This window comes from Sphaerisporangium sp. B11E5 (assembly GCF_039871875.1).
Lineage (GTDB): Bacteria > Actinomycetota > Actinomycetes > Streptosporangiales > Streptosporangiaceae > Sphaerisporangium.
Genome location: NZ_JBDPMD010000002.1, coordinates 60,299 through 79,107, shown reverse-complemented (window position 1 = coordinate 79,107; position 18,809 = coordinate 60,299). Strand labels below are relative to the sequence as shown.

The following is an 18,809-nucleotide window of genomic DNA, read 5'->3' as shown; positions in this document are numbered from 1 at the left end:
ACGTGACGATCGGCCTTGCCGTGATCGGCGCGGGCTACTGGGGGCCCAACCTGGTGCGGAACGCGATGGCCACCCCCGAGCTGCGGCTGGAGTGGCTGTGCGACCTCGACGAGGAACGGGCCCGGGCCGTGCTCGGGCGCTACACCACGGTGAGGCCGACGGCGTCGTACGAGCAGGTGCTCCAGGACCCGGCGGTGGACGCGGTCGCCGTCGCCACCCCGGCGCGGACCCATTTCGACCTGGTCCGCGCCGCCCTGGACGCCGGCAAGCACGTGCTGGTGGAGAAGCCGCTGACCCCCACCCACGCGGAGGGGGCCAAGCTGGTGGCGCTCGCCGAGGAGCGTCAGCGCGTGCTCATGCTGGACCACACGTTCTGCTACACCCCCGTGGTCCGCAAGATCCGTGACCTGGTCACCACCGGGGAGCTCGGCGACGTCCAGTTCGTCGACTCGGTGCGCATCAACCTCGGGCTGGTGCAGCCGGACGTGGACGTGTTGTGGGACCTCGCGCCGCACGATTTGTCGATACTCGACTTCGTGCTGCCCGGCGGCCTCGACCCGGTCGCGGTGTCGGCGCACGCCTCCGACCCGATCGGGGCCGGGCGGCCGTGCCTGGCCTACCTCACCCTGTGGCTGCGCTCGGGCGTGCTCGCCCACGTGCACGTCAACTGGCTCAGCCCCACCAAGATCCGCACCACCGTGATCGGCGGATCGCGCCGCACGATCGTGTGGGACGACGTGAACCCCGCCCAGCGCCTCGCCGTGTACGACCGGGGCGTCGACCTGTCGTCCGCCGGGGCGGACGAGCGCCGGGCGGCCCTCATCTCCTACCGGACCGGTGACGTCGTCGTCCCGGCCCTGCCCGAGCGTGAGGCCCTGCGCGGCGTGATGAGCGAGTTCGCCGCCGCCATCACCGAAGGACGCGCGCCGCTGACCGACGGACGGTCGGGGCTGCGCGTCCTCGCCCTGCTGGAAGCGGCCGGGCGAAGCATCCACAATGACGGCAGAAGAATCGACCTGGGGGACCTTCTCGATGATTGACAACAGCCGCTGCCTGGTGACCGGCGGCGCGGGCACCATCGGCTCGACCATCGTCGACCAGTTGCTCGCCGCGGGCGCGGGCGAGGTCGTCGTCCTGGACAACTTCGTCCGCGGGCGGCGCGCCAACCTCGCCGCCGCCGAGGCCGCCGCGGACGGGCGGCTCCGCGTCGTCGAGGGCGACATCCGCGACACCGCGCTGGTCCGGTCGGTGACCAGGGGCATGGACCTCGTGTTCCACCAGGCCGCCATCCGGATCACCCAGTGCGCTGAGGAGCCCCGGCTGGCGCTCCAGGTGCTGGTGGACGGCACCTACGAGGTCGTGGAGGCCGCCGCGGAGGCGGGCGTGCGCAAGGTGGTCGCGGCGTCGTCGGCGTCGGTGTACGGCCTGGCCGAGACGTTCCCCACCCGCGAGGACCACCACCCGTACGACAACGACACGCTGTACGGCGCCGCCAAGACGTTCAACGAGGGCCTGCTGCGCAGCTTCCACGCCATGCGCGGGCTGGACTACGTGGCGCTGCGGTACTTCAACGTGTACGGGCCCCGCATGGACATCCACGGCCTGTACACCGAGGTGCTGATCCGGTGGATGGAGCGCATCGAGTCCGGCACGCCGCCGCTGATCCTCGGCGACGGGCTGCAGACCATGGACTTCGTGTACACCCAGGACATCGCCCGCGCCAACCTGCTGGCGGCGGCCTCCGACGCCACCGACCGGGTGTTCAACATCGCGAGCTCCGCCGAGACCAGCCTGCGTGAGCTGGCCGAGACGCTGATGCGCGTCATGGGGCGCGAGGACCTCGGGCTGGAGTTCGGCCCGGCCCGCGCGGTCAACGGCGTCACGCGGCGGCTCGCGGACGTGTCCGCGGCGGCCGAGGCGCTCGGCTGGAAGGCCGAGATCGGGCTGGAGGAGGGCCTTCGCCGGCTGGTGAGCTGGTGGCGGTCCGAACGCGCGGCGAGCTTGTGAACGGCTTACTGGTCTACGCGGGCGGCACACGGTACGACGGCGTGACCGGCACCGACCGCCACATGGCGGACCGGCTGGCCGGGTTCGCCGACGTGCTGTACGTCGACCCGCCCCGTCCCCTCACCTCGGGGCTGCGCGACCCGGAGACCGGCGAGGCCGGGCACCTGCTGCGGGAGGTCCGGCCGGGCCTGTGGCGGCTCAGCCCGGTCGCGCCGCCCGCCGCGTACCGCCCCGGGGTGGACCGGCTCACCGCGGCGCTGGCCCGGCGTGCCGTGCGCGGCGCCGCGCGGCGCCTCGGGCGGGACATCGCGGCGGTCGTGGTGGCCGGGTCCACCGACCTGCTCGACGTCGCGCCGGGGGCCCGCACCGTGCGGTACGTCACCGACGACCTGGTGGCGGGGGCCGGGCTGATCCGCATGCCGGCGGCCCGGCTCGCCCGCGCCGAGCGGAGCATGACGTCCCGCGCCGGTGCCGTCGCCGTGGTGTCGCCCGGCCTGGTGGACCGGGTGTCACGGCTCGGCAGGAAGGCGTCGCTCGTGCCGAACGGGTGCGACGTGTCGGCGTACGCGGGCATCGATGACGCGCCCCTGCCGGCGGACCTGCCGGAGGAGCTGTCCGGCGTGCCGGTCGCCGGGTTCGTGGGGCACGTCAACGCGCGCATCGACATCGCGCTGCTGGAGGCCGTCGCGGACTCCGGCACGCCGCTGGTGCTGGTCGGGCCGGTCTCGGCGGGGTACGAGCCGGCGCGGTGGCCGCTCCTGGTGGAACGTCCCAACGTGCACTGGGTGGGACGCAAGGCGTACCAGGAGCTCCCGTCGTACCTGCGGGTCATCGACGTCGGGCTCACGCCGTACACGGCGACCGCGTTCAACCGGGCCAGCTTCCCGCTGAAGACGCTGGAGTACCTCGCGGCCGGGCGTGGAGTGATCTCCACCGACCTCCCGGCCACCGAGTGGCTGGCGGCCGGGCCGCTGATCCCGGTCGCGCGGACCCCGCACGAGTTCGCCGCCGCGGTCGCGGCGGAGCTGAACGTGCCGCGAACGCCCGCCCTGGTCCGGCGGCGGCGGGCCTTCGCGGCGCGGCACGACTGGCACCAACGGGTGCGCCTGCTGGCGGACCTGCTCGGCTTGGACATCAGGGAGGTGGCCGGGCGATGATCCCGGTGATGCGGCCGTGGTTCGGCCCGGAGGAGCAGGCGGCGGCCGGCGAGGTCATCGCGTCGGGGTGGGTCGCGCAGGGGCCGAAGGTGGCCGAGTTCGAGCGCGCGTTCGCCGGGCACGTGGGGGCGGAGCACGGTGTGGCGGCCTCCTCGTGCACGACGGCGCTGCACCTCGCTCTCGTGCTCGCGGACCTCGGGCCCGGCGACGAGGTGATCGTGCCGTCGTTGTCGTTCATCGCGACCGCCAACGTCGTGCGGTACGTCGGGGCGACGCCGGTGTTCGCCGACATCGACCCGGCGACCGGCAACCTCACCGCCAAGACCGTCGACGCCGCCCGCGGGCCGCGCACCCGTGCGGTGATCGTCGTCCACCAGGGCGGGGTGCCCGCCGACGTGGACGAGATCCGCGCCGCGCACGGGGAGCTGCTGATCGTCGAGGACGCCGCCTGCGCCGCCGGGTCCACGTACCGGGGGCGGCCGGTCGGCGCGGGGGCGGCGGTGGCGGCGTGGTCGTTCCACCCGCGCAAGCTGCTCACCACCGGTGAGGGCGGCATGCTGACCACCGACGACGCCGCGTGGGCGGCGCGGGGCCGGCGGCTGCGCGAGCACGCCATGAGCGTCAGCGCGGCGGACCGGCACGCCGGCGGGTCCAGCGCGCCCGAGGAGTACCCCGAGGTCGGGTTCAACTACAGAATGACCGACATCCAGGCGGCGGTGGGACTGGTGCAGCTCGGGCGGCTGCCCGCGATGGTGGAGCGGCGGCGTGCGCTCGCCGCGCGGTACCAGGAGCTGCTGGCCGGCGTTCCCGGGCTGGTCACCGTGCGCGATCCGGCGCACGGGCAGGGCAACTACCAGTCGTTCTGGGTGGCGCTGCCCGACGGGTTCCCGATGAGCAGGGGCGAGGTGCTGACGTTCCTCGCCGGACGCGGGGTGTCGGCCCGGCGGGGCATCATGGCGGCGCACCTGGAGCCGGCGTACGCCTCCGGCGGGCCTTACGACCTGCCGGCCACCGAGTGGCTGACGGCGAACTCGCTGATCCTGCCGCTGTTCCACCAGATGACCGAGGACGAGCAGGACCGGGTCGTCGCCGCGCTGTACGCCGCCGCGGGGCTGTGACGTGCGCGTTCTCGTTTACCCCCACGCGATGGAAGTCGGCGGCAGCCAGCTCAACGCCGTGGAGCTCGCCGCCACCGTGCAGCGGCTCGGGCACGAGGTCGTGGTGATCGGCGAGCCAGGCCCCATGGTCGCGCACGTCACCGCGGCCGGGCTGGAGCACCTGCCGCTGGACCCCGGGCGGCGCCGGCCGTCCGCCGCGACCGTCCGCCTGCTGCGCGACCTCGCGGTGCGGCGGCGGCTGGACGTGGTGCACGGCTACGAGTGGCCCCCCGGGGTGGAGGCCTTCTACACGAGCCTCACCGGCCCCGCCGCCGCCGTCTGCACCGTGATGTCGATGGACGTGGCGCCGTTCCTGCCCCCTTCCCTGCCTCTGGTGGTCGGCACCCGCGAGATCCAGGAGCGGGCCGCCCCGGGCCGCCGTCACGTCCACCTCATCGAGCCTCCGGTGGACGTGACCGCCAACGTGCCCGGCCACCCCGTGGGCGCCTTCCGCGAGGAGTTCGGCCTGGAGGAGGGCCCGTTCGACCTGGTGGTGGTCGGCCGCCTGGTCCGCGAACTGAAACTGGAAGGCGTCCTCACCGCGATCGACGTGGCCGGTCGCCTCGCCACCGAGCTCGACCTCCGCCTGATCGTCGTCGGCGACGGCCCCGCCCGTCCCGAGGCCGAGTCCCGCGCCGCCGAGGCCAACGCCGCGGCGGGCCGCCGCGCCGTCGTCCTCACCGGCCAGCTCCTCGACCCCCGCCCCGCCTACGCCGCCGCCACCGCGTGCCTCGCCATGGGCGGCTCGGCCCTGCGTTCCCTGGCCTTCGCCAAGCCCTTGATCGTCCAAGGCGAGCAGGGTTTCTTCGAACTCCTCACCCCCGACACCGAGAAACTCTTCCTCTCCCAAGGCTGGTACGGCCTCGGCGCGGGCCCCGAGGAGGGCCCTGCCCGCCTGGAATCCGCACTGCGCACCCTGGCCGGCGACCCGGCCCTCCGCCACCGCCTGGGAGAGTACGGCCGCCGCCTGGTGACAGACCGCTTCAGCCTGGACCGCGCCGCCCGCACCCAACTGGACATCTACCAACAATCCATCGCCGAACGCCCCGCCCCCCTGGACGCCCTGACCACCGCCACCGGCGTCCTCCGCCACAAACTCCACCGCCGCTACCAACGCCTCCGCGGCACCGCCTCCCGCGACGACTTCAACAACGTAGCCAGGAGACCCGTGTGACCCCATCCCCTCGGGCCACACCACACCCCCCGGACAGCGCCACACCCCGCCACCTGGGCCCGCTCCCCCCCACCCCGCCACCTCCGGGTCGCTTCTCCCGGCGCCGCGACGGTGGGATCCACCTACGGCGAACCCGGCGCCGCGCTGCGGCGGCGAGCGGTCATCCCTTCGTCAGGAGGTCCGTGTGAGCGACACCGCCTCGTTGCGCACGCGCGCCGGAAAAGCGCTGGGCTGGAGTTTTCTCAGCACGCTGGCGTCGCGGCTCGGGACCCTGGCGATCGGGATCACGCTGGCGCGGGTGCTCGGGCCGACCGAGTTCGGGACGTTCGCGGTGGCGCTGGTGGCGTTGCTCGCCATGCTGAGCATCAATGAGCTCGGGGTGAGTCTGGCGATCGTGCGGTGGCCGGACGATCCGCGCGGCATCGTGCCGACGGTCGCGACGCTTTCCGCCGGATTCAGCCTGGTGTTGTGCGGGATCTTCGTGTTGATCGCGCCGGTGTTCACCGAGGCCATGGGGAACCCGGAAGCGACAGGGCCCGTACGGTTGCTCGCGGTCAGTGTGGTCACCAACGGGCTGGTGTCCACCTCCGCCGCGCTGCTGCAACGCCACTTCATGCAGGGACGCAAGATGATCGCCGACCAGGTCGACAGCTGGCTCGGCGCGGTCGTGTCCCTGGTGCTCGCCCTGCTCGGCTGGGGGGCGATGAGCCTCGCCGCGGGGCGCGTCTGCGGCTCCCTCGCGGGAGGCGCCCTCCTCGTGTACTTCTCCCCGGAGAAACTCAGGTTCGGGTTCGACCGCCAGGTGGCCAGGCGGCTGATCCGCTTCGGGGTGCCGCTGGCGGGGGCGTCGCTGCTGGTCTTCGGCGTCGGGTACGCCGACCAGATCGTGGTCGGCCACGTGCTCGGCCCCACGGCCCTCGGGTTCTACGTGCTGGCGGTGAACCTCTCCGGCTGGCCGGTCGCGGTCTTCTCCCAGCCGGTGCGCGCCGTCGCCCCCGCCGCCTTCTCCCGCCTCCAGCACGACCGCCCGAGGCTGAGCCGCGCGTTCGTGGCGGTCGCGGGCCTGCTGGTGGGCGTCACCCTGCCGGTGTGCCTGCTGCTCAGCGGCGCCGCGCCGGCCGTCGTCCGGTTCGTGTACGGCGACGAGTGGGCCCCCGCCGCGGTGGCCCTCGCCGGGCTCGCCGCCCTCGCGGGCCTGCGCATCTTCTTCGAGCTGATCTACGACTACCTCGTGGTCCTAGAGCGCTCCCGATCGGTGCTGGCCGTCCAGGCGATCTGGCTGGTCGTCCTGATCCCCGCCATGTGGACCGGAGTCCAGGCCGACGGCCTGCGCGGCGCCGCCGTCGCGCTCGTCGCCGTGGCGGGAGTCGTGATCCTGCCCGTCTACCTGTGGCAGCTCGGCCGCTCCGGCATCCGCCTGCGCACCCTCGGCCTCCGCCTGTGGCCCGCTGTCCTCGCCGGTCTCGCCACCGGCGCCTTCGCCGTCCTCGCGGGCCGCGTCATCGGCCCCGACCTCGCCGTCGCCGCCGCCGCCGGCACGTTCACACTGCTGGTCGTCGGCCTGTACGGCTACCGCAGCCGCCGCGTCCTGCGGGAGATGCGCGACACCGAGGCCCCCCAGGAGGAACCCCCCGCGATGACCCCGCTCAGCGGCCCGGCCGACCCCGCCAAGGAGACGACCCCATGACCCCCGCCGTCACCACTGGCACGACCCCATGACCCCCGCCGTCACCACTGGCACGACCCCATGACCCCCGCCGTCACCACTGGCACGACCCCATGACCCCCGCCGTCACCACTGGCACGACCCCATGCCCCCGGCCGTCACCACCGAGGAGCGCACCGCATGACCCTTTCCTCGCTGCTCATCGTGGGTGCGGGCGGCTTCGCGCGGGAGACCGCGCAGCTCGTCCACGCGATCAACGACGTGTCCCCCACCTGGGACCTGCTCGGACACCTGGACGACGACCCCGCCAGACACGGCACCAAGGTCGACGACGTGCCGGTGCTCGCGGGCACCGGCGCCGTCGCGGACTTCCCCGAGGCACGGGTCGTGGTCTGCACCGGCAGCCCCCGCGACTACGCCAGCCGTGCCCGCATCGTGGCCCGCCTCGCCCTGCCGTCCGAGCGGTACGCCACCCTGGTGCACCCGAGCGCCTGCGTCTCCCGCACGTCGTGCGTCGGCCCCGGCTCGGTGGTGCTCGCCCAGACCGTGCTGACCGCCGCCGTCACCGTCGGCGCGCATGTCTGCGTGATGCCGCACGTCACGCTCACCCACGACGACGAGGTCTCCGACTTCGCCACCCTCGCCGCGGGCGTGCGGCTCGCGGGCGGGGTGCGCGTCGAGCCGGGCGCGTACGTCGGCTCGGGCGCCCTCGTGCGCGAGTCCCGCGTCATCGGCTCCTACGCCCTGGTCGGGATGGGATCCGTCGTGACCCGCGACGTCCCCCCTGAGCAGGTCTGGGCCGGAGTGCCGGCCCGTTTCGTCCGTCCCGCCACCGTAGACCACGGAGCTCTGTCATGATCCCATTCGCCGATCTGCGCGCCGCCCACGCCGAGGTGGCCGAGGAGGTGTCCGAGGGCTTCGCACGGGTCCTGCGGGACACCGCGTTCGTCCAGGGCCCGGACGTCGCGGCCTTCGAGGAGGAGTTCGCCGCCTTCTCCGGCGTCCCGCACTGCGTGGGCGTGGGCAACGGCACCGACGCCATCGAGCTGGCCCTGCGCGCCCTGAACCCGCCCGCCGGCGCGAGCGCCGTACTCCCGGCCAACACCTTCGTCGCCACCGCCGAGGCCGTCGTCCGCGCGGGCCTGCGCCCCCTGCTCGCCGACTGCGACGACGACCACCTGCTGCTCGACCCGTCCGCCGCCGCCACCGCCGTCGCACCCGGCACCGTGGCGGTGCTCCCCGTCCACCTGTACGGCCAGCAGGCCCCCATGGGCCCGGTGCACACCCTCGCCGGCCGGCGCGGCCTCGCCGTGCTCGAGGACGCCGCCCAGTCCCAGGGCTCCGCCCAGGACGGCCGTCCGCCTCTGGCCCTGGCGGCAACCAGCTTCTACCCCGGCAAGAACCTCGGCGCGTACGGCGAGGCCGGCGCGGTGCTCACCTCGGCCCCCGGCCTGGCCCGCGCCGTCCGCCTGCTCACCAACCACGGCAGCGAGGAGAAGTACGTCCACGAGACGCTGGGCTTCAACTCCCGCCTCGACACCCTGCAGGCCGTCGTGCTGCGCGCCAAGCTCAAGCGCCTCGCCCGCTGGAACGACCTGCGCCGCGCCGCCGCCGACCGCTACGCCACGCTGCTGGACGGCATCGACGGCGTCCGCCTCCCCCGCACCGCCCCCGGCAACCTCCACGTCTGGCACCTGTACGTCATCCGCGTCCCCCAGCGGGACCGCGTCGCCGCCGCCCTGCGCGAGGCGGGCGTCCAGGTCCAGATCCACTACCCCGTCCCCATCCACCTCCAGCCCGCCTTCCGCGACCTCGGCCACGGCCCCGGCGACTTCCCCGTCACCGAGACGGCCGCCGGGGAGATCCTCTCCCTCCCCATGCACCCCCACCTCACCGCGTCCCAGCAGGAGCAGGTCGCCGAAGCACTGGACAAGGCCCTGCGGCAGCTTTGAGTGCGGCACGATAGCCCTCATGGCATGGATCAAGGATGTCGTGGTCGACTGTCGCCATCCCGCGTCGGCCGCCCGCTTCTGGGCGGCCGTCCTTGACGGGTACGACGTCGCTCCCTATGACGAGGCCGAGCTGGAACGTCTGCGCTCGGAGGGCATCTTCTCCCCCGAGGACGACCCGGCCGTGAAGGTCGAGGCCGCCCCCGGCGTCTGGCCGCGGTTCTTCTTCGTGCTGGTCCCCGAGCCGAAGACCGCCAAGAACCGCTTCCACCTCGACCTGGTGAGCGAGGACCTGGACACCGAGGTCGAACGGCTGACCGGCCTCGGCGCCAGGGTCCTGGACACCTACGACGACCACGTGGTGCTGGCCGACCCCGAGGGCAACGAGTTCTGCCTCTTCCCGTCCTAGCGCCGCCGCGCCGAGGCCAGTCCCGGCGGGGCGGCGGCGAGCGCCTTCTGAATGGCCTCGATCAGGGCGAGCGCCGACTCCTCGGTCAGCTCGACCGCCACCCGCGCCGACGGCCCCTCCGCCGGGTTGGTGAAGTCGATGTTCACCGTGTGCTCGTGGCAGGCGTGGTAGGGGTGGTCGACGTAGACGGCGCCCTGGCTGACCGTGAACCACCCGGTGGCACCCTTGCCCGCGCCGTCCAGCTCGATCTTCTCGGTGAGGTAGGTACACATACCGGTCTCCTGTCGGGCGGCGGAACGGCGGCGGTGGACAGCGAAGATACCTCACCGGACGTGCGTGGCCCGGCACGGTCCTCCGCGGCACCATGCCGGACCGCGGTGAATCAGGTGGAGGTGCGGACCGCCCCGTTCAGGGCGAACGACGCGGCGCCGGTGGAGCCGTCGCGGTTCGCCTGGAACCCCGGCCTCAGCCGGCGAGGTGCCGTCCGAAGAAAGCGAAGATCCTCTTCCACCCGTCCACAGCCGCGGCCGGCCGGTACGCGGGCCGGTCGACGGAGAAGAACGCGTGCCCGGCACCCGGATAGACATGGAACTCGTGCGCCTTCCCCAGCCGGTCCAACTCGGCGTCGAGCACCCCGACCTCCGCCGGCGCCGGGAAGGAGTCCTCCTCCCCGAACAACCCGAGCACCGGACACGACAACCCCGGCGCCTTCGGCAACAGCGACCTGACCTTCAGCGGATGCCCCGCCGGCGGATCGGACGCCACGAACGCCCCGTAACAGTCCACCGCCGCATCGATCCCGAGCGAGCACGCCACCAGAAACGCCTGCCGCCCCCCGGAGCAGTACCCGATCACCCCGATCTTCCCGTTGGCATGCTCCAACGAGTTCAGATACGCCGCCCCACCCGCGACATCCCCCACAAGCTGCTCATCCGGCACCCCACCCCTGGCCCGCACCGCCGCCGCCTGATCGTCCGGACTGACCCCGACCCCTTCCCGCGAGTACAGATTCGGACACACCGCCGCATACCCCTGAACAGCAAAGCGCCGGACGATCTCCTTCGTCCCCGCGTCATACCCCGGCAGATGATGAATCACCACCACCCCCCCACGCGAGAACCCCCCAAGCGGCCGAGCCAGATACCCCTCCAACTCCGCCCCCTCATACCCCGCGAACGACACCGTCCCCGCCCAGATCGCGTCACTCATGTCCACGCCCTTCCACGCGGCCAGGGACCCGGCACGACCACCGCGTCCAGACGACCGTCCACCCAGCGAATGTTAGTGATTCCAACCGCCACGCCCTCGCACCGCACGTCCTCACAGCGCACCGAAGAGTTGACTCTGAGTACTTGATCGGATACAGTGGCTGTGTTGTCAGATCCACTGCGGTGAGGTCTGAAAGTGAGCCTCGGGAGTTCCTGCTGGACGACAGGGCCCGGGGCTTGCGCGTTTCCGGCGTCAGAGCTCGGGGGCGATCAGCCGCACCGTGACGCGCGAGGAGATCCTCTCCAGGTATACCGGCTCTCCGGCACGTGCCCGGCTCACCGCACCGCAGAGAACATCTGGAATCCAGAGCATAGGGTCGTTCGGCCCGGCTTCGTGCGACGAATGCAGCCCACCACCGACTTCCCGGCTTTTACGCATATGGTTCATCATTTGGCGATCGCGCTCATCGTCAGCCGGTCCTCTGGACTCAAGGACAAGGCCGGTGCATCCAAGGCTGTCGAGTTCGCGGAAAGCGCTTCCAGACACTTCCGGCGCCGCCGCTCGACCCTGCCGGAACCCCGCAGGGACCTCACCACCACGAGACCTTCGATCGGCATGTCGGCTATCGCGTCGACCAGCTTCAACCTGCGATCAGAACTCTCCGCCCGCCAGTGCACCTTGCGCTGCCCCTTGAGGAGCAGGCCCCGCATCGCTTCGCGTGAGTGGGTTATATCTACCATTTCACTCATAGCGGCCGCCATCATGTACGTCCCGGAGTCCAACCGCCCGCATGTAACGGACTCGTCCCCCCAGGCCATGTACATCTACACCATTTCCCTGCCTCAGCTTTTCTGGCCCCAAACATAGAACAAGGTCGAGCGGAGCGATGAGCGTTTCCGGGAGGCAGGGTTCTCCGACAGCATCACCGTGGCGCATTCAATGAGAATTGGACGTACATAAGCGGCCTTGTTCGCTTGTGTACGGCACGGCATCACAACCGGGTCGGCCGCGTGGACAGCCAGAGCGGAGGACCATTTCCGGGAGGCCGGCGTCCGGCCTTGCAGAGGACTTTCAGGTGGTGGGGCGGTGGGCTGGGGGGCGGGTGGTCTGGAGGCGCCATAGGGCGCCGGTCAGGCCCAGGAGGAGGAACATCACGTTGGCGATCATGGGGAAGCTGAAGGCGTCGAAGGTGCCGAAGCCGAAGATGGCTACGGCGCTGCTGGCGGCGAGGCATTGGGCCAGGTGGCGGGTTTCCTCGTTGGTGGAGGCTTTTCTGGCGCGGCGGGCCAGGACCCAGCCGGCCAGGAGGAAGGTCAGGAGGGCCGCTACGCCTACCAGGCCGGTTTCCAGGGCGGACATCAGGTACTGGTTGTCGATCACGCGGTAGATGCGGGGGAGGTAGGTGGCGAAGCCCTGGCCGAACAGGGGGCGTTGGCTCACGGCTTGGACCACGGCGTCGTAGTCGCCGGTGCGGGTGGTGGAGTTCTCGTCGGCGCCGATCACCGAGATCAGGTTGAGTACGGTGCCGATCAGGCCGGGGATCATGATGCGCATGACGATGGAGGCGGCGCCGAAGATCAGGATGGCTCTGAGGCGCCATTCCGGTTTCCAGGTCGGCAGGAGGACGATCATCGCGACGAACAGGCCCAGGATGGCGGAGCGGGAGACGCTCATGGGGAGGGCGGTGGCGATGAGGGCCACCATCAGCCAGCGCTTGCGGCGGGCTTCGGGGTCGCGGCAGTAGATGGCGCCGTGGAGGGCCAGCGGGAGGATGGCCGCGAGGACGACGCCCAGCTCGATGGGGTGCGTCGCGGTGCCGGAGGGGCGGAAGAAACCCTCGCGTTCGAAGAGGACGCCGGCGCCGTTCTCGACGAGGCCGGGGAGGGCCAGGTACTGGGTGATCTCGATGCCGGTGAAGAACTGGATCATCGCCACGGCGGCCGGGAACGTTCCGCCGAGCACGATGCGGTGGCGGAGGGTCTCCAGGCGGTCCATGTCGTTGATGCCGTCGGCGGTGACGAGCGCGATGCCGGCCCAGCCGGCCACCAGGACCAGTCCCAGGTCGGCGGCGTTCAGTTCCTCGGAGGACAGGGGGCGGGTCATCGCGGCGACGTAGCTGGCGAGGACGGCGAGCGCGAAGAACACGATGACGGCGCGCACCGGCTGGCGGCCCCGCAGCGGGGTCCACCTCGGGGACAGGGTGGACAGCAGGTACCAGACCAGGAGCATCACCGCGACCATGGACGCGGGTGAGCCGGCGCCACCGAGCGGCCCCACGACGTACCGGGCCGGCATGACGAACAGGATGACCAGGAAGAACGAGATGATCGTCACCGGGTCGACCCGGGTCTTCGGCAGCCGCGTGCGGCGCTTGAGCGGCCGGCGGGCGGGTGGGTGGACCCTCGCGGCCTCCGACGTGCTCGTCACCGACCGGGGGTGGTGGGATCGAACACGACGTAGGAATCGTCACCGGCGCCGTTCTGCGGGGCCTTGCCGTTCGCGCCGGGTCCGGGGGACTTGGCGCGGCGGCCCTTGCTCGGCGCGTCGCCGGGGCGGACCGCCGCGGCCGGGGGCGCGCCCCGCGGCCGGTCCTTGTCGTCGGTCCAGACGTAGAGGTCCTCGGTGGCCTTCACGACCGGCATCTGCGTGGTGAACTCGTCGTCGGCCGACGACGGCCCGTCCCACGGGTCCGGGGGCTCGGCCGGCGACCCGTGGCGTCCCGCGGGGGCCGGCGGCGGCGTGCCGATGCGCCGGTCGTACACCCGGGGCTCAGGCGGGTCGAGGGAGCGCTGCACCCTGGCGGGGGGACGGCTGCGCGGCACGGTCGGGCCGGTCGGGCGCGGGCCGCCCGCCGAGCCGCGCGGAACGCGCTGGGTGTGGGACACGCCGGGCGGCGGCCCTAAGTGAGAAGGCTGGGGCTCCGGCTGGCTCTGGCGCCGGCGCTTCTGCGCCTGGGACTCCAGGAACAGCGGAATGCCGAGGGTGAGCAGGCCACCACCCGCGAAGATGATCAGCAGCATCCGGATCTTCTTCTCCGGCGTGAGCTCGGCCTTGTCGGTGGACGTCACCATCTCGGCGCGGATGGTCGCGTCCGGCATGATCGACGACTTCTGCTGCATCTCGGTGAGCCGCTGCGCCGACAGTGCCGCCAGCGCCTCCATGGTGGACTGCGCGATCTTGGGGTCGGGCGCGGTGGCCGTGATGTCCAGCAGCGGGCCGCGCGAGTCCTGGGCGAGGCCAACGGTGAACTCGGCGGTGTTGCCCTGCTCCTTGAGCTTCTGCATCGTGCGCTCGTCGCTCATGCCCCGGGCGATGACCTCGGCCGTGATGGTGAGCGACCCGTCGAACGCCAGCCAGGGGTTGCCCCCCACCGGCTGGGCGCCCTTGCGGGACGACAGGAAGACGACGGTGGCCTTCGATTCGTACTGCCACGGAATCGCCAGGTACGCGCCGAACGTGGCCGCGACCGTGGCGACAAGCAGCGCCACGGTCACCGGCCAGCGTCGCGCGAGCGCACGCAGCGAATCAAGCAGGTCCATTGTGTCCCTTCACCCCCGCCCGGCCGGCCACGCGACCGTGTCTCCCACCCCGCCGGGCCGTCCGGGGTAGGACGCTGGAGAGGCCTGGCGCGTTGTCATCGCCCCAAGTGTTTCCTCTGTCTGGTTTCTTTACCAGGCCTGTCCCGAAACTCCCCCTGCCTGTGCCACGATGTGTCGGTGCGAAGGCGAGTGGTTGCGCGGTGCTGCTGCCTGGCGCTGATCTTCCTGGTCGCCGCCTGCGCGGTCTATTGGGTCCGATATCGGTCACCTCTTTACCAGACTTCGGTCACGGTCGCGTTCGTCACGAAGACCAGCAAGTTTCAGGGCGAGGTGTACGGCCACTTCACCGACAATCACATCTACATGGCGCTCGCCACGGAGCGCTATTTCGACAACCCGGGCACTCTGTTGCGGCTGCGCAAGCTCGGCGGCACCGCGAAGTTCGACTACAAGGTGGCGCATTGGGGCAACCAGGAGCTCCCGGTGTACGGCCAGCCGTACGCCTCGCTCCAGGCGCTGTCCGACGACCCGCAGGAGTCCAAGCACACGCTCGACCTCGCGCTGCGGCTGCTCACCCAGAAGCTCAACAACCTGCAGACCTCCGCCGGTGCGGACGGCCGGGTGATGATCAAGTGGGAGCCCATCGGCGACATCATCGGCCCGCAACGCCAGGGCCTGCAGCGGGGACGTTCCCAGGTGGGCATCGCACTGCTCGCCGTGTTGTCCTCGGCCGCGGTGATCGCCTTCACCCGCGACCGGAACACGCCCGGGCCGGGCTCGGGGTTGACCGGCGGCCATGTGGCGGGCCGGCGTCCGGTGCGGCGCGGCGCCTCGCTCGGCGCCGGGGTGGGCGCGCATCCGTAGATCCGCGAGCGGATGACCGCCTTGTGAAAACTGATGAATTGGAGCGTTCCGACCATCGACCACCGGGAGTACGCAATGCGCTCTTCCCTGCCGGGGCGGCTCGCCCTGCTGACCGTGGGCGCGCTGCTCGCGTCGGGCTGCGGAGGCGGTGCCGCGGGTGCCCGCGACCCCCTGCCGCGCCGCACGCCGAGCGGGCTGGAGAGCGTCTTCCCCGGCCCCGCGACGCCCACGCCCGCGGCCACCCCGACCATCGCGGAGCAGCCGATCCCGGCCGGTTTCCCGTCCGCGGCCACCACGGGTGTGCGGCCGGGCACCAAGCTGACGAAGGTCGGTGAGGTGACCGTGGAGAAACCCGGGGCCGTGGTGGAGAACCTCGAGGTGCACGGCAAGCTGAACATCAAGGCCGACGACGTGACCGTGCGCAACGTGCGGGTCATCGGCGAGGGCGACTGGTCCGTCATCCAGGTGAAGGGCGCCTCGGGCGCGGTCATCGAGGACAGCGAGATCTCCGGGGACGGCGTGGTGAAGGCCCAGTGGGGGGTGCTCAACCAGGGCGGCGACATCACCGTGCGCCGGGTGAACATCCACACGGTGCCGAATTCCGTCGGCACCGACCACGGCCTCATCGAGGACTCCTACATGCACGACTTCAAGGAATGGCCCGGCGACCACGTGACCGGCCCGCAGGCCAACGGCTCGCCCCAGAAGGGGCTGTCGCTGACGATCCGCCACAACACGATACTCAACCAGTTGTCGCAGACCTCGGCCATCTCGCTGTACCAGGACTTCAGCCGGGCCCACGACGTGCTCGTCGAGCGCAACCTGCTCGGCGGCGGGGGTTACGCCATCTACGGCGGCGAGGGGAAGTTCGGCACCCCCACCGGCATCCGCATCGTGAACAACGTGTTCACCCGCCGCCTGTTCCCCAAGGGCGGGTTCTGGGGGCCGGTGACGTACTTCACCACGGAGGGCAAGGGGAACCGCTTCGAGGGCAACACCTGGGAGGACACCGGCGAACCTGTCGTGCTCTGACGGCGGTCCCGTGCCTCGGCTCACGTCGCCACCGGGGAGTACGCGTCGCGCAGCAGCAGCGCCGGGCGGCCGGAACCGTCGGCGGGGACCGTCCACACGTCGGAGCTGTCGCCGCGCAGGCGGCTGTACATGACCGTGCGGTCGTCCAGCCAGGCGGCCTGGTCGTCCACGTCGGCGGTCTCCGCGAGCGGCGTCTCCCGGCCGGTGCGCAGGTCCAGGGTGTACAGGCGCCACGGGTCCGCGGTGCCGCCGGTGCGCTTCTTGTACACCAGGCGCTCGCCGCCGGGGGACAACGAGGGGCACTCGGCGTTCTCGCGCAGCGTCTTCATGCGGCGTTCGGCGAAGTCGCCCTCGACCAGGTACGTGTGCCCGGCGGTGGACACGGTGGCGTAGAAGCGGTTGTCGTCCGCGGCGAAGGTGACGCCCCAGTAGTTCAGGTCGGCCGCCCGGTACGCGCGCCCGTCCTTCTCCAGCGCGAAGTCCTCCAGGCTCTTCACCAGCGTGCCGGTGCGGGTGTCGAGGATGCCCGCGCGGGTGGAGAACCCGGTGCTGAGGTAGGAGTCGCCGGTGACGAAGAACGTCCACGCCGCCATGCGCCCGCTCGCCGAGACCCGGGCCCGGCTCGGCACCCCCGACAGCGGGACGACCCGCTTCTCCCGCAGCCGGTCGTCCAGCACGACGGCCTCCGAGCGGGTCACGAGACCGGTGGTGACCCGCAGGCACACCCCGGTGCCCTCGGCCGCGTAGAACCGCTTGCAGCGCAGCCCGGTGGTGCGCGCCGTGCCCTCCCCGCGCCCCGGCACGGCCAGCACGGTGCCGCTGTCGGCCGACGGCCCGGCCCGCACCAGCATCAGCACGCCGGACTCCAGCGCCGTCTCCTTCGGCAACGGGACGGCCGCGGGCGCGCCGCCGGCGGGCGCGGGCGGCGGCGCCTCCGGCCGGGCCCGAAGGACGTACCCCACCGCCCCCACGGCGGCCACCAGGACCGCGACCGCCAGGATCAGGGCCTTGGACCGCCCGGACAACTCGGCGACGTTCACAGTGGTCCTCCGGACAGCTCGGCGACACTCACAGCGGGCCCCCGGAGAACTCGGCGACACTCACAGCGGCCCCCCGGACAGCTCGGCGGCGTTCACAGCGGACCGCTGAGGTGTCCGTCGCGCTCGGCGTACAGCTCGCCGGTGTCCGGGCAGCGCCAGCTCCCCGGGGCCTGCTCGTGCAGCGTGACGCCCGCGCGGCCCACCCAGCCGATGCGCCGGGCCGGGACGCCGGCGACGAGCGCGAAGTCCGGCACGTCCCTGGTGACCACGGCCCCGGCGGCGACCAGCGCGTGCCGCCCGACGGTGCGCCCGGCCACGATGACGGCCCGCGCGCCCACCGAGGCGCCCTCGCGCACGATGACCCCCTCGGCCGACCAGTCACCGTCCCGCTTCAGCCCGCCGTCCACGTCGGTGGACCGCGGGTACACGTCGTTGGTCAGCACGGCGGCCGGCCCGACGAACACCCCGTCCTCCAGCACGGCGGGCTCGTACACCAGCGCGTAGTTCTGCAGCTTGACCCGGTCGCCGATCCGGACCCCCGGCCCCACGTAGGCGCCGCGGCCGAGGATGCAGCCCTCGCCGAGCACGGCCTTCTCGCGGACCTGCGCCAGATGCCAGACGGTGGTACCCGCGCCGAGCTGCGCGCTCGGATCGACGTCCGCCGTGGGCGCGATTCGCGGTTCGGTCATCGGAGACTCCCCTTCTGGGTGAATACTTCGGAGCTATGCCAAGCGCGAGCGTCGTCATCCCGGCGCACAACGAGGGCCGGGTCATCGGCCGGCTGCTGGAGAGCCTCCTCCGGCAGGCCGAGCCGGGCGAGTTCGACGTGGTGGTGGTGGCCAACGGGTGCGACGACGACACCGCCGAGGTCGCCAGGGGCCACGGCGCCCGGGTCGTCGAGACCCCGGTGCCGTCCAAACGGGAGGCGCTGCGTCTCGGCGACGAGGCCGCCACGAGTTTCCCGCGCGTCTACGTGGACGCCGACGTGCAGGTGAGCACGGCCGACGTGCGGGCGCTGCGCGACGCCCTGGCCGCCACGGGCACGCTGGCCGCCGCGCCGGAGCGTGCGCTCGTGCTGCGCGACCGGCCGTGGCCGGTGCGCGCCTACTACGCGGTGTGGACCCGCCTGCCCGCGGTACGCGAGGGGCTGTTCGGCCGCGGGGTCATCGCGGTGTCCGAGGCGGGCAACCGCCGCATCATGGACCTCCCGCCGGTGATGGGCGACGACCTCGCGGCGTCGCTGGCGTTCACCCCCGGCGAGCGCCGGGTGGTGACGGGCGCCCGCGCCGTGATCCACCCGCCGCGCACCCTCGGCGACCTGATGCGCCGCCGCGTCCGCGCCGTCACGGTGGTCGCCGAGATCGAGCAGGGCGAGCTCGGCGGGCGGGCCGAGGCGGGCGGGCAGGGGCCCGGGCCGGCTCGGGAGGCCCGCACCGGCGCGCGCGACCTGCTGGCCATCGCCAGGCGTGCCCCGTGGCTGGCGCCGCACCTGGCGGTCTTCCTGGCCGTCACGCTGGTCGCCCGAGCCCGGGCGCGCAAGGCCGTGCGGGCCAAGGACTACACCACCTGGCTGCGGGACGAGAGCAGTCGCACCTGACCCGCTGTG

19 protein-coding genes are annotated in these 18,809 nt (G+C 72.3%); 12 read left to right on the top strand and 7 right to left on the bottom strand.

What is annotated here, in order from left to right; all coding sequences use genetic code 11:
- The first annotated feature begins 2 nt into the window (after positions 1–2).
- The 9 genes from ABGB17_RS02420 (at position 3) to ABGB17_RS02380 (ending at position 9,519) form a co-directional block, all read left to right on the top strand.
- On the top strand, positions 3–1,040 hold the full coding sequence (locus tag ABGB17_RS02420) for a Gfo/Idh/MocA family oxidoreductase (protein WP_347626031.1): 1,038 nt from the start codon (positions 3–5) through the stop codon (positions 1,038–1,040).
- A complete protein-coding gene (locus ABGB17_RS02415; protein WP_347626030.1) occupies positions 1,033–2,007 on the top strand; it encodes an NAD-dependent epimerase/dehydratase family protein in 975 nt (324 codons plus the stop codon). Before ABGB17_RS02420 ends, ABGB17_RS02415 begins: the two co-directional genes overlap by 8 nt.
- Entirely contained in the window at positions 1,977–3,164 is a 1,188-nt protein-coding gene (locus ABGB17_RS02410) for a glycosyltransferase (protein WP_347626029.1), read from the top strand. Before ABGB17_RS02415 ends, ABGB17_RS02410 begins: the two co-directional genes overlap by 31 nt.
- Positions 3,161–4,282 (top strand): DegT/DnrJ/EryC1/StrS family aminotransferase, encoded by a 1,122-nt coding sequence (locus ABGB17_RS02405; RefSeq protein ID WP_347626028.1) that lies wholly within the window; start codon positions 3,161–3,163, stop codon positions 4,280–4,282. The genes ABGB17_RS02410 and ABGB17_RS02405 overlap by 4 nt, the downstream gene beginning before the upstream one ends.
- A gap of 28 nt (positions 4,283–4,310) precedes the next feature.
- Positions 4,311–5,495: a glycosyltransferase gene (locus ABGB17_RS02400; protein WP_347626027.1), complete on the top strand. Its 1,185-nt coding sequence runs from the start codon at positions 4,311–4,313 to the stop codon at positions 5,493–5,495.
- Positions 5,496–5,679: 184 nt separating this feature from the next.
- Positions 5,680–7,182, top strand: coding sequence for an oligosaccharide flippase family protein (locus ABGB17_RS02395; protein WP_347626026.1), 1,503 nt, complete (start codon positions 5,680–5,682; stop codon positions 7,180–7,182).
- Positions 7,183–7,341: 159 nt separating this feature from the next.
- A complete protein-coding gene (locus ABGB17_RS02390; protein ID WP_347626025.1) occupies positions 7,342–8,019 on the top strand; it encodes an acetyltransferase in 678 nt (225 codons plus the stop codon).
- A complete protein-coding gene (locus ABGB17_RS02385; protein WP_347626024.1) occupies positions 8,016–9,113 on the top strand; it encodes a DegT/DnrJ/EryC1/StrS family aminotransferase in 1,098 nt (365 codons plus the stop codon). The genes ABGB17_RS02390 and ABGB17_RS02385 overlap by 4 nt, the downstream gene beginning before the upstream one ends.
- A gap of 19 nt (positions 9,114–9,132) precedes the next feature.
- Positions 9,133–9,519, top strand: coding sequence for a VOC family protein (locus ABGB17_RS02380; RefSeq protein WP_347626023.1), 387 nt, complete (start codon positions 9,133–9,135; stop codon positions 9,517–9,519).
- On the opposite strand, the gene ABGB17_RS02375 is transcribed toward ABGB17_RS02380, so the two are convergent.
- From ABGB17_RS02375 to ABGB17_RS02355, 5 genes are all read right to left on the bottom strand, one after another.
- Positions 9,516–9,791 carry a DUF6295 family protein gene (locus ABGB17_RS02375; RefSeq protein ID WP_347626022.1) on the bottom strand — a complete coding sequence of 92 codons (276 nt, stop codon included), beginning with the start codon at positions 9,789–9,791 and terminating at the stop codon, positions 9,516–9,518. The genes ABGB17_RS02380 and ABGB17_RS02375 overlap by 4 nt on opposite strands.
- 193 nt (positions 9,792–9,984) lie before the next feature.
- Positions 9,985–10,728: a dienelactone hydrolase family protein gene (locus ABGB17_RS02370; RefSeq protein ID WP_347626021.1), complete on the bottom strand. Its 744-nt coding sequence runs from the start codon at positions 10,726–10,728 to the stop codon at positions 9,985–9,987.
- A 446-nt stretch (positions 10,729–11,174) separates the two neighbouring features.
- A complete protein-coding gene (locus tag ABGB17_RS02365; RefSeq protein WP_347626020.1) occupies positions 11,175–11,477 on the bottom strand; it encodes a hypothetical protein in 303 nt (100 codons plus the stop codon).
- A 322-nt stretch (positions 11,478–11,799) separates the two neighbouring features.
- The gene (locus ABGB17_RS02360) at positions 11,800–13,155 is read right to left on the bottom strand and encodes an O-antigen ligase family protein (protein WP_347626019.1); all 1,356 of its coding nucleotides are present in this window, start codon (positions 13,153–13,155) and stop codon (positions 11,800–11,802) included.
- A complete protein-coding gene (locus tag ABGB17_RS02355) occupies positions 13,152–14,267 on the bottom strand; it encodes a hypothetical protein (RefSeq protein ID WP_347626018.1) in 1,116 nt (371 codons plus the stop codon). The genes ABGB17_RS02360 and ABGB17_RS02355 overlap by 4 nt, the downstream gene beginning before the upstream one ends.
- 177 nt (positions 14,268–14,444) lie before the next feature.
- On the opposite strand from ABGB17_RS02355, the gene ABGB17_RS02350 reads away from it, so the two are divergent.
- Both ABGB17_RS02350 and ABGB17_RS02345 read left to right on the top strand, forming a co-directional pair.
- Entirely contained in the window at positions 14,445–15,131 is a 687-nt protein-coding gene (locus tag ABGB17_RS02350; RefSeq protein ID WP_347626017.1) for a hypothetical protein, read from the top strand.
- Positions 15,132–15,206: 75 nt separating this feature from the next.
- Positions 15,207–16,163, top strand: a complete 957-nt coding sequence (locus ABGB17_RS02345) for a hypothetical protein (protein WP_347626016.1) — start codon at positions 15,207–15,209, stop codon at positions 16,161–16,163.
- 20 nt (positions 16,164–16,183) lie between these two features.
- On the opposite strand, the gene ABGB17_RS02340 is transcribed toward ABGB17_RS02345, so the two are convergent.
- Both ABGB17_RS02340 and ABGB17_RS02335 read right to left on the bottom strand, forming a co-directional pair.
- Positions 16,184–17,203, bottom strand: a complete 1,020-nt coding sequence (locus ABGB17_RS02340; protein ID WP_347626015.1) for a hypothetical protein — start codon at positions 17,201–17,203, stop codon at positions 16,184–16,186.
- A gap of 92 nt (positions 17,204–17,295) precedes the next feature.
- Positions 17,296–17,892 (bottom strand): acyltransferase, encoded by a 597-nt coding sequence (locus ABGB17_RS02335; protein ID WP_347626014.1) that lies wholly within the window; start codon positions 17,890–17,892, stop codon positions 17,296–17,298.
- Between the two features lie 35 nt (positions 17,893–17,927).
- Here ABGB17_RS02335 and ABGB17_RS02330 point away from each other — a divergent pair, with 35 nt between their 5' ends.
- Positions 17,928–18,800, top strand: coding sequence for a glycosyltransferase (locus ABGB17_RS02330; RefSeq protein WP_347626013.1), 873 nt, complete (start codon positions 17,928–17,930; stop codon positions 18,798–18,800).
- Positions 18,801–18,809 lie beyond the last annotated feature (9 nt).

Excerpts from the sequence above, each read along its gene's own strand:
- ABGB17_RS02415 (WP_347626030.1), top strand. The coding sequence starts at position 1,033 with ATGATTGACAACAGCCGCTGCCTGGTGACCGGCGGCGCGGGCACCATC.
- ABGB17_RS02405 (WP_347626028.1), top strand. The coding sequence starts at position 3,161 with ATGATCCCGGTGATGCGGCCGTGGTTCGGCCCGGAGGAGCAGGCGGCG.
- ABGB17_RS02400 (WP_347626027.1), top strand. The coding sequence starts at position 4,311 with ATGGAAGTCGGCGGCAGCCAGCTCAACGCCGTGGAGCTCGCCGCCACC.
- ABGB17_RS02390 (WP_347626025.1), top strand. The coding sequence starts at position 7,342 with ATGACCCTTTCCTCGCTGCTCATCGTGGGTGCGGGCGGCTTCGCGCGG.
- ABGB17_RS02385 (WP_347626024.1), top strand. The coding sequence starts at position 8,016 with ATGATCCCATTCGCCGATCTGCGCGCCGCCCACGCCGAGGTGGCCGAG.
- ABGB17_RS02380 (WP_347626023.1), top strand. The coding sequence starts at position 9,133 with ATGGCATGGATCAAGGATGTCGTGGTCGACTGTCGCCATCCCGCGTCG.
- ABGB17_RS02375 (WP_347626022.1), bottom strand. The coding sequence starts at position 9,791 with ATGTGTACCTACCTCACCGAGAAGATCGAGCTGGACGGCGCGGGCAAG.
- ABGB17_RS02370 (WP_347626021.1), bottom strand. The coding sequence starts at position 10,728 with ATGAGTGACGCGATCTGGGCGGGGACGGTGTCGTTCGCGGGGTATGAG.
- ABGB17_RS02365 (WP_347626020.1), bottom strand. The coding sequence starts at position 11,477 with ATGAGTGAAATGGTAGATATAACCCACTCACGCGAAGCGATGCGGGGC.
- ABGB17_RS02355 (WP_347626018.1), bottom strand. The coding sequence starts at position 14,267 with ATGGACCTGCTTGATTCGCTGCGTGCGCTCGCGCGACGCTGGCCGGTG.
- ABGB17_RS02345 (WP_347626016.1), top strand. The coding sequence starts at position 15,207 with ATGCGCTCTTCCCTGCCGGGGCGGCTCGCCCTGCTGACCGTGGGCGCG.
- ABGB17_RS02335 (WP_347626014.1), bottom strand. The coding sequence starts at position 17,892 with ATGACCGAACCGCGAATCGCGCCCACGGCGGACGTCGATCCGAGCGCG.
- ABGB17_RS02330 (WP_347626013.1), top strand. The coding sequence starts at position 17,928 with ATGCCAAGCGCGAGCGTCGTCATCCCGGCGCACAACGAGGGCCGGGTC.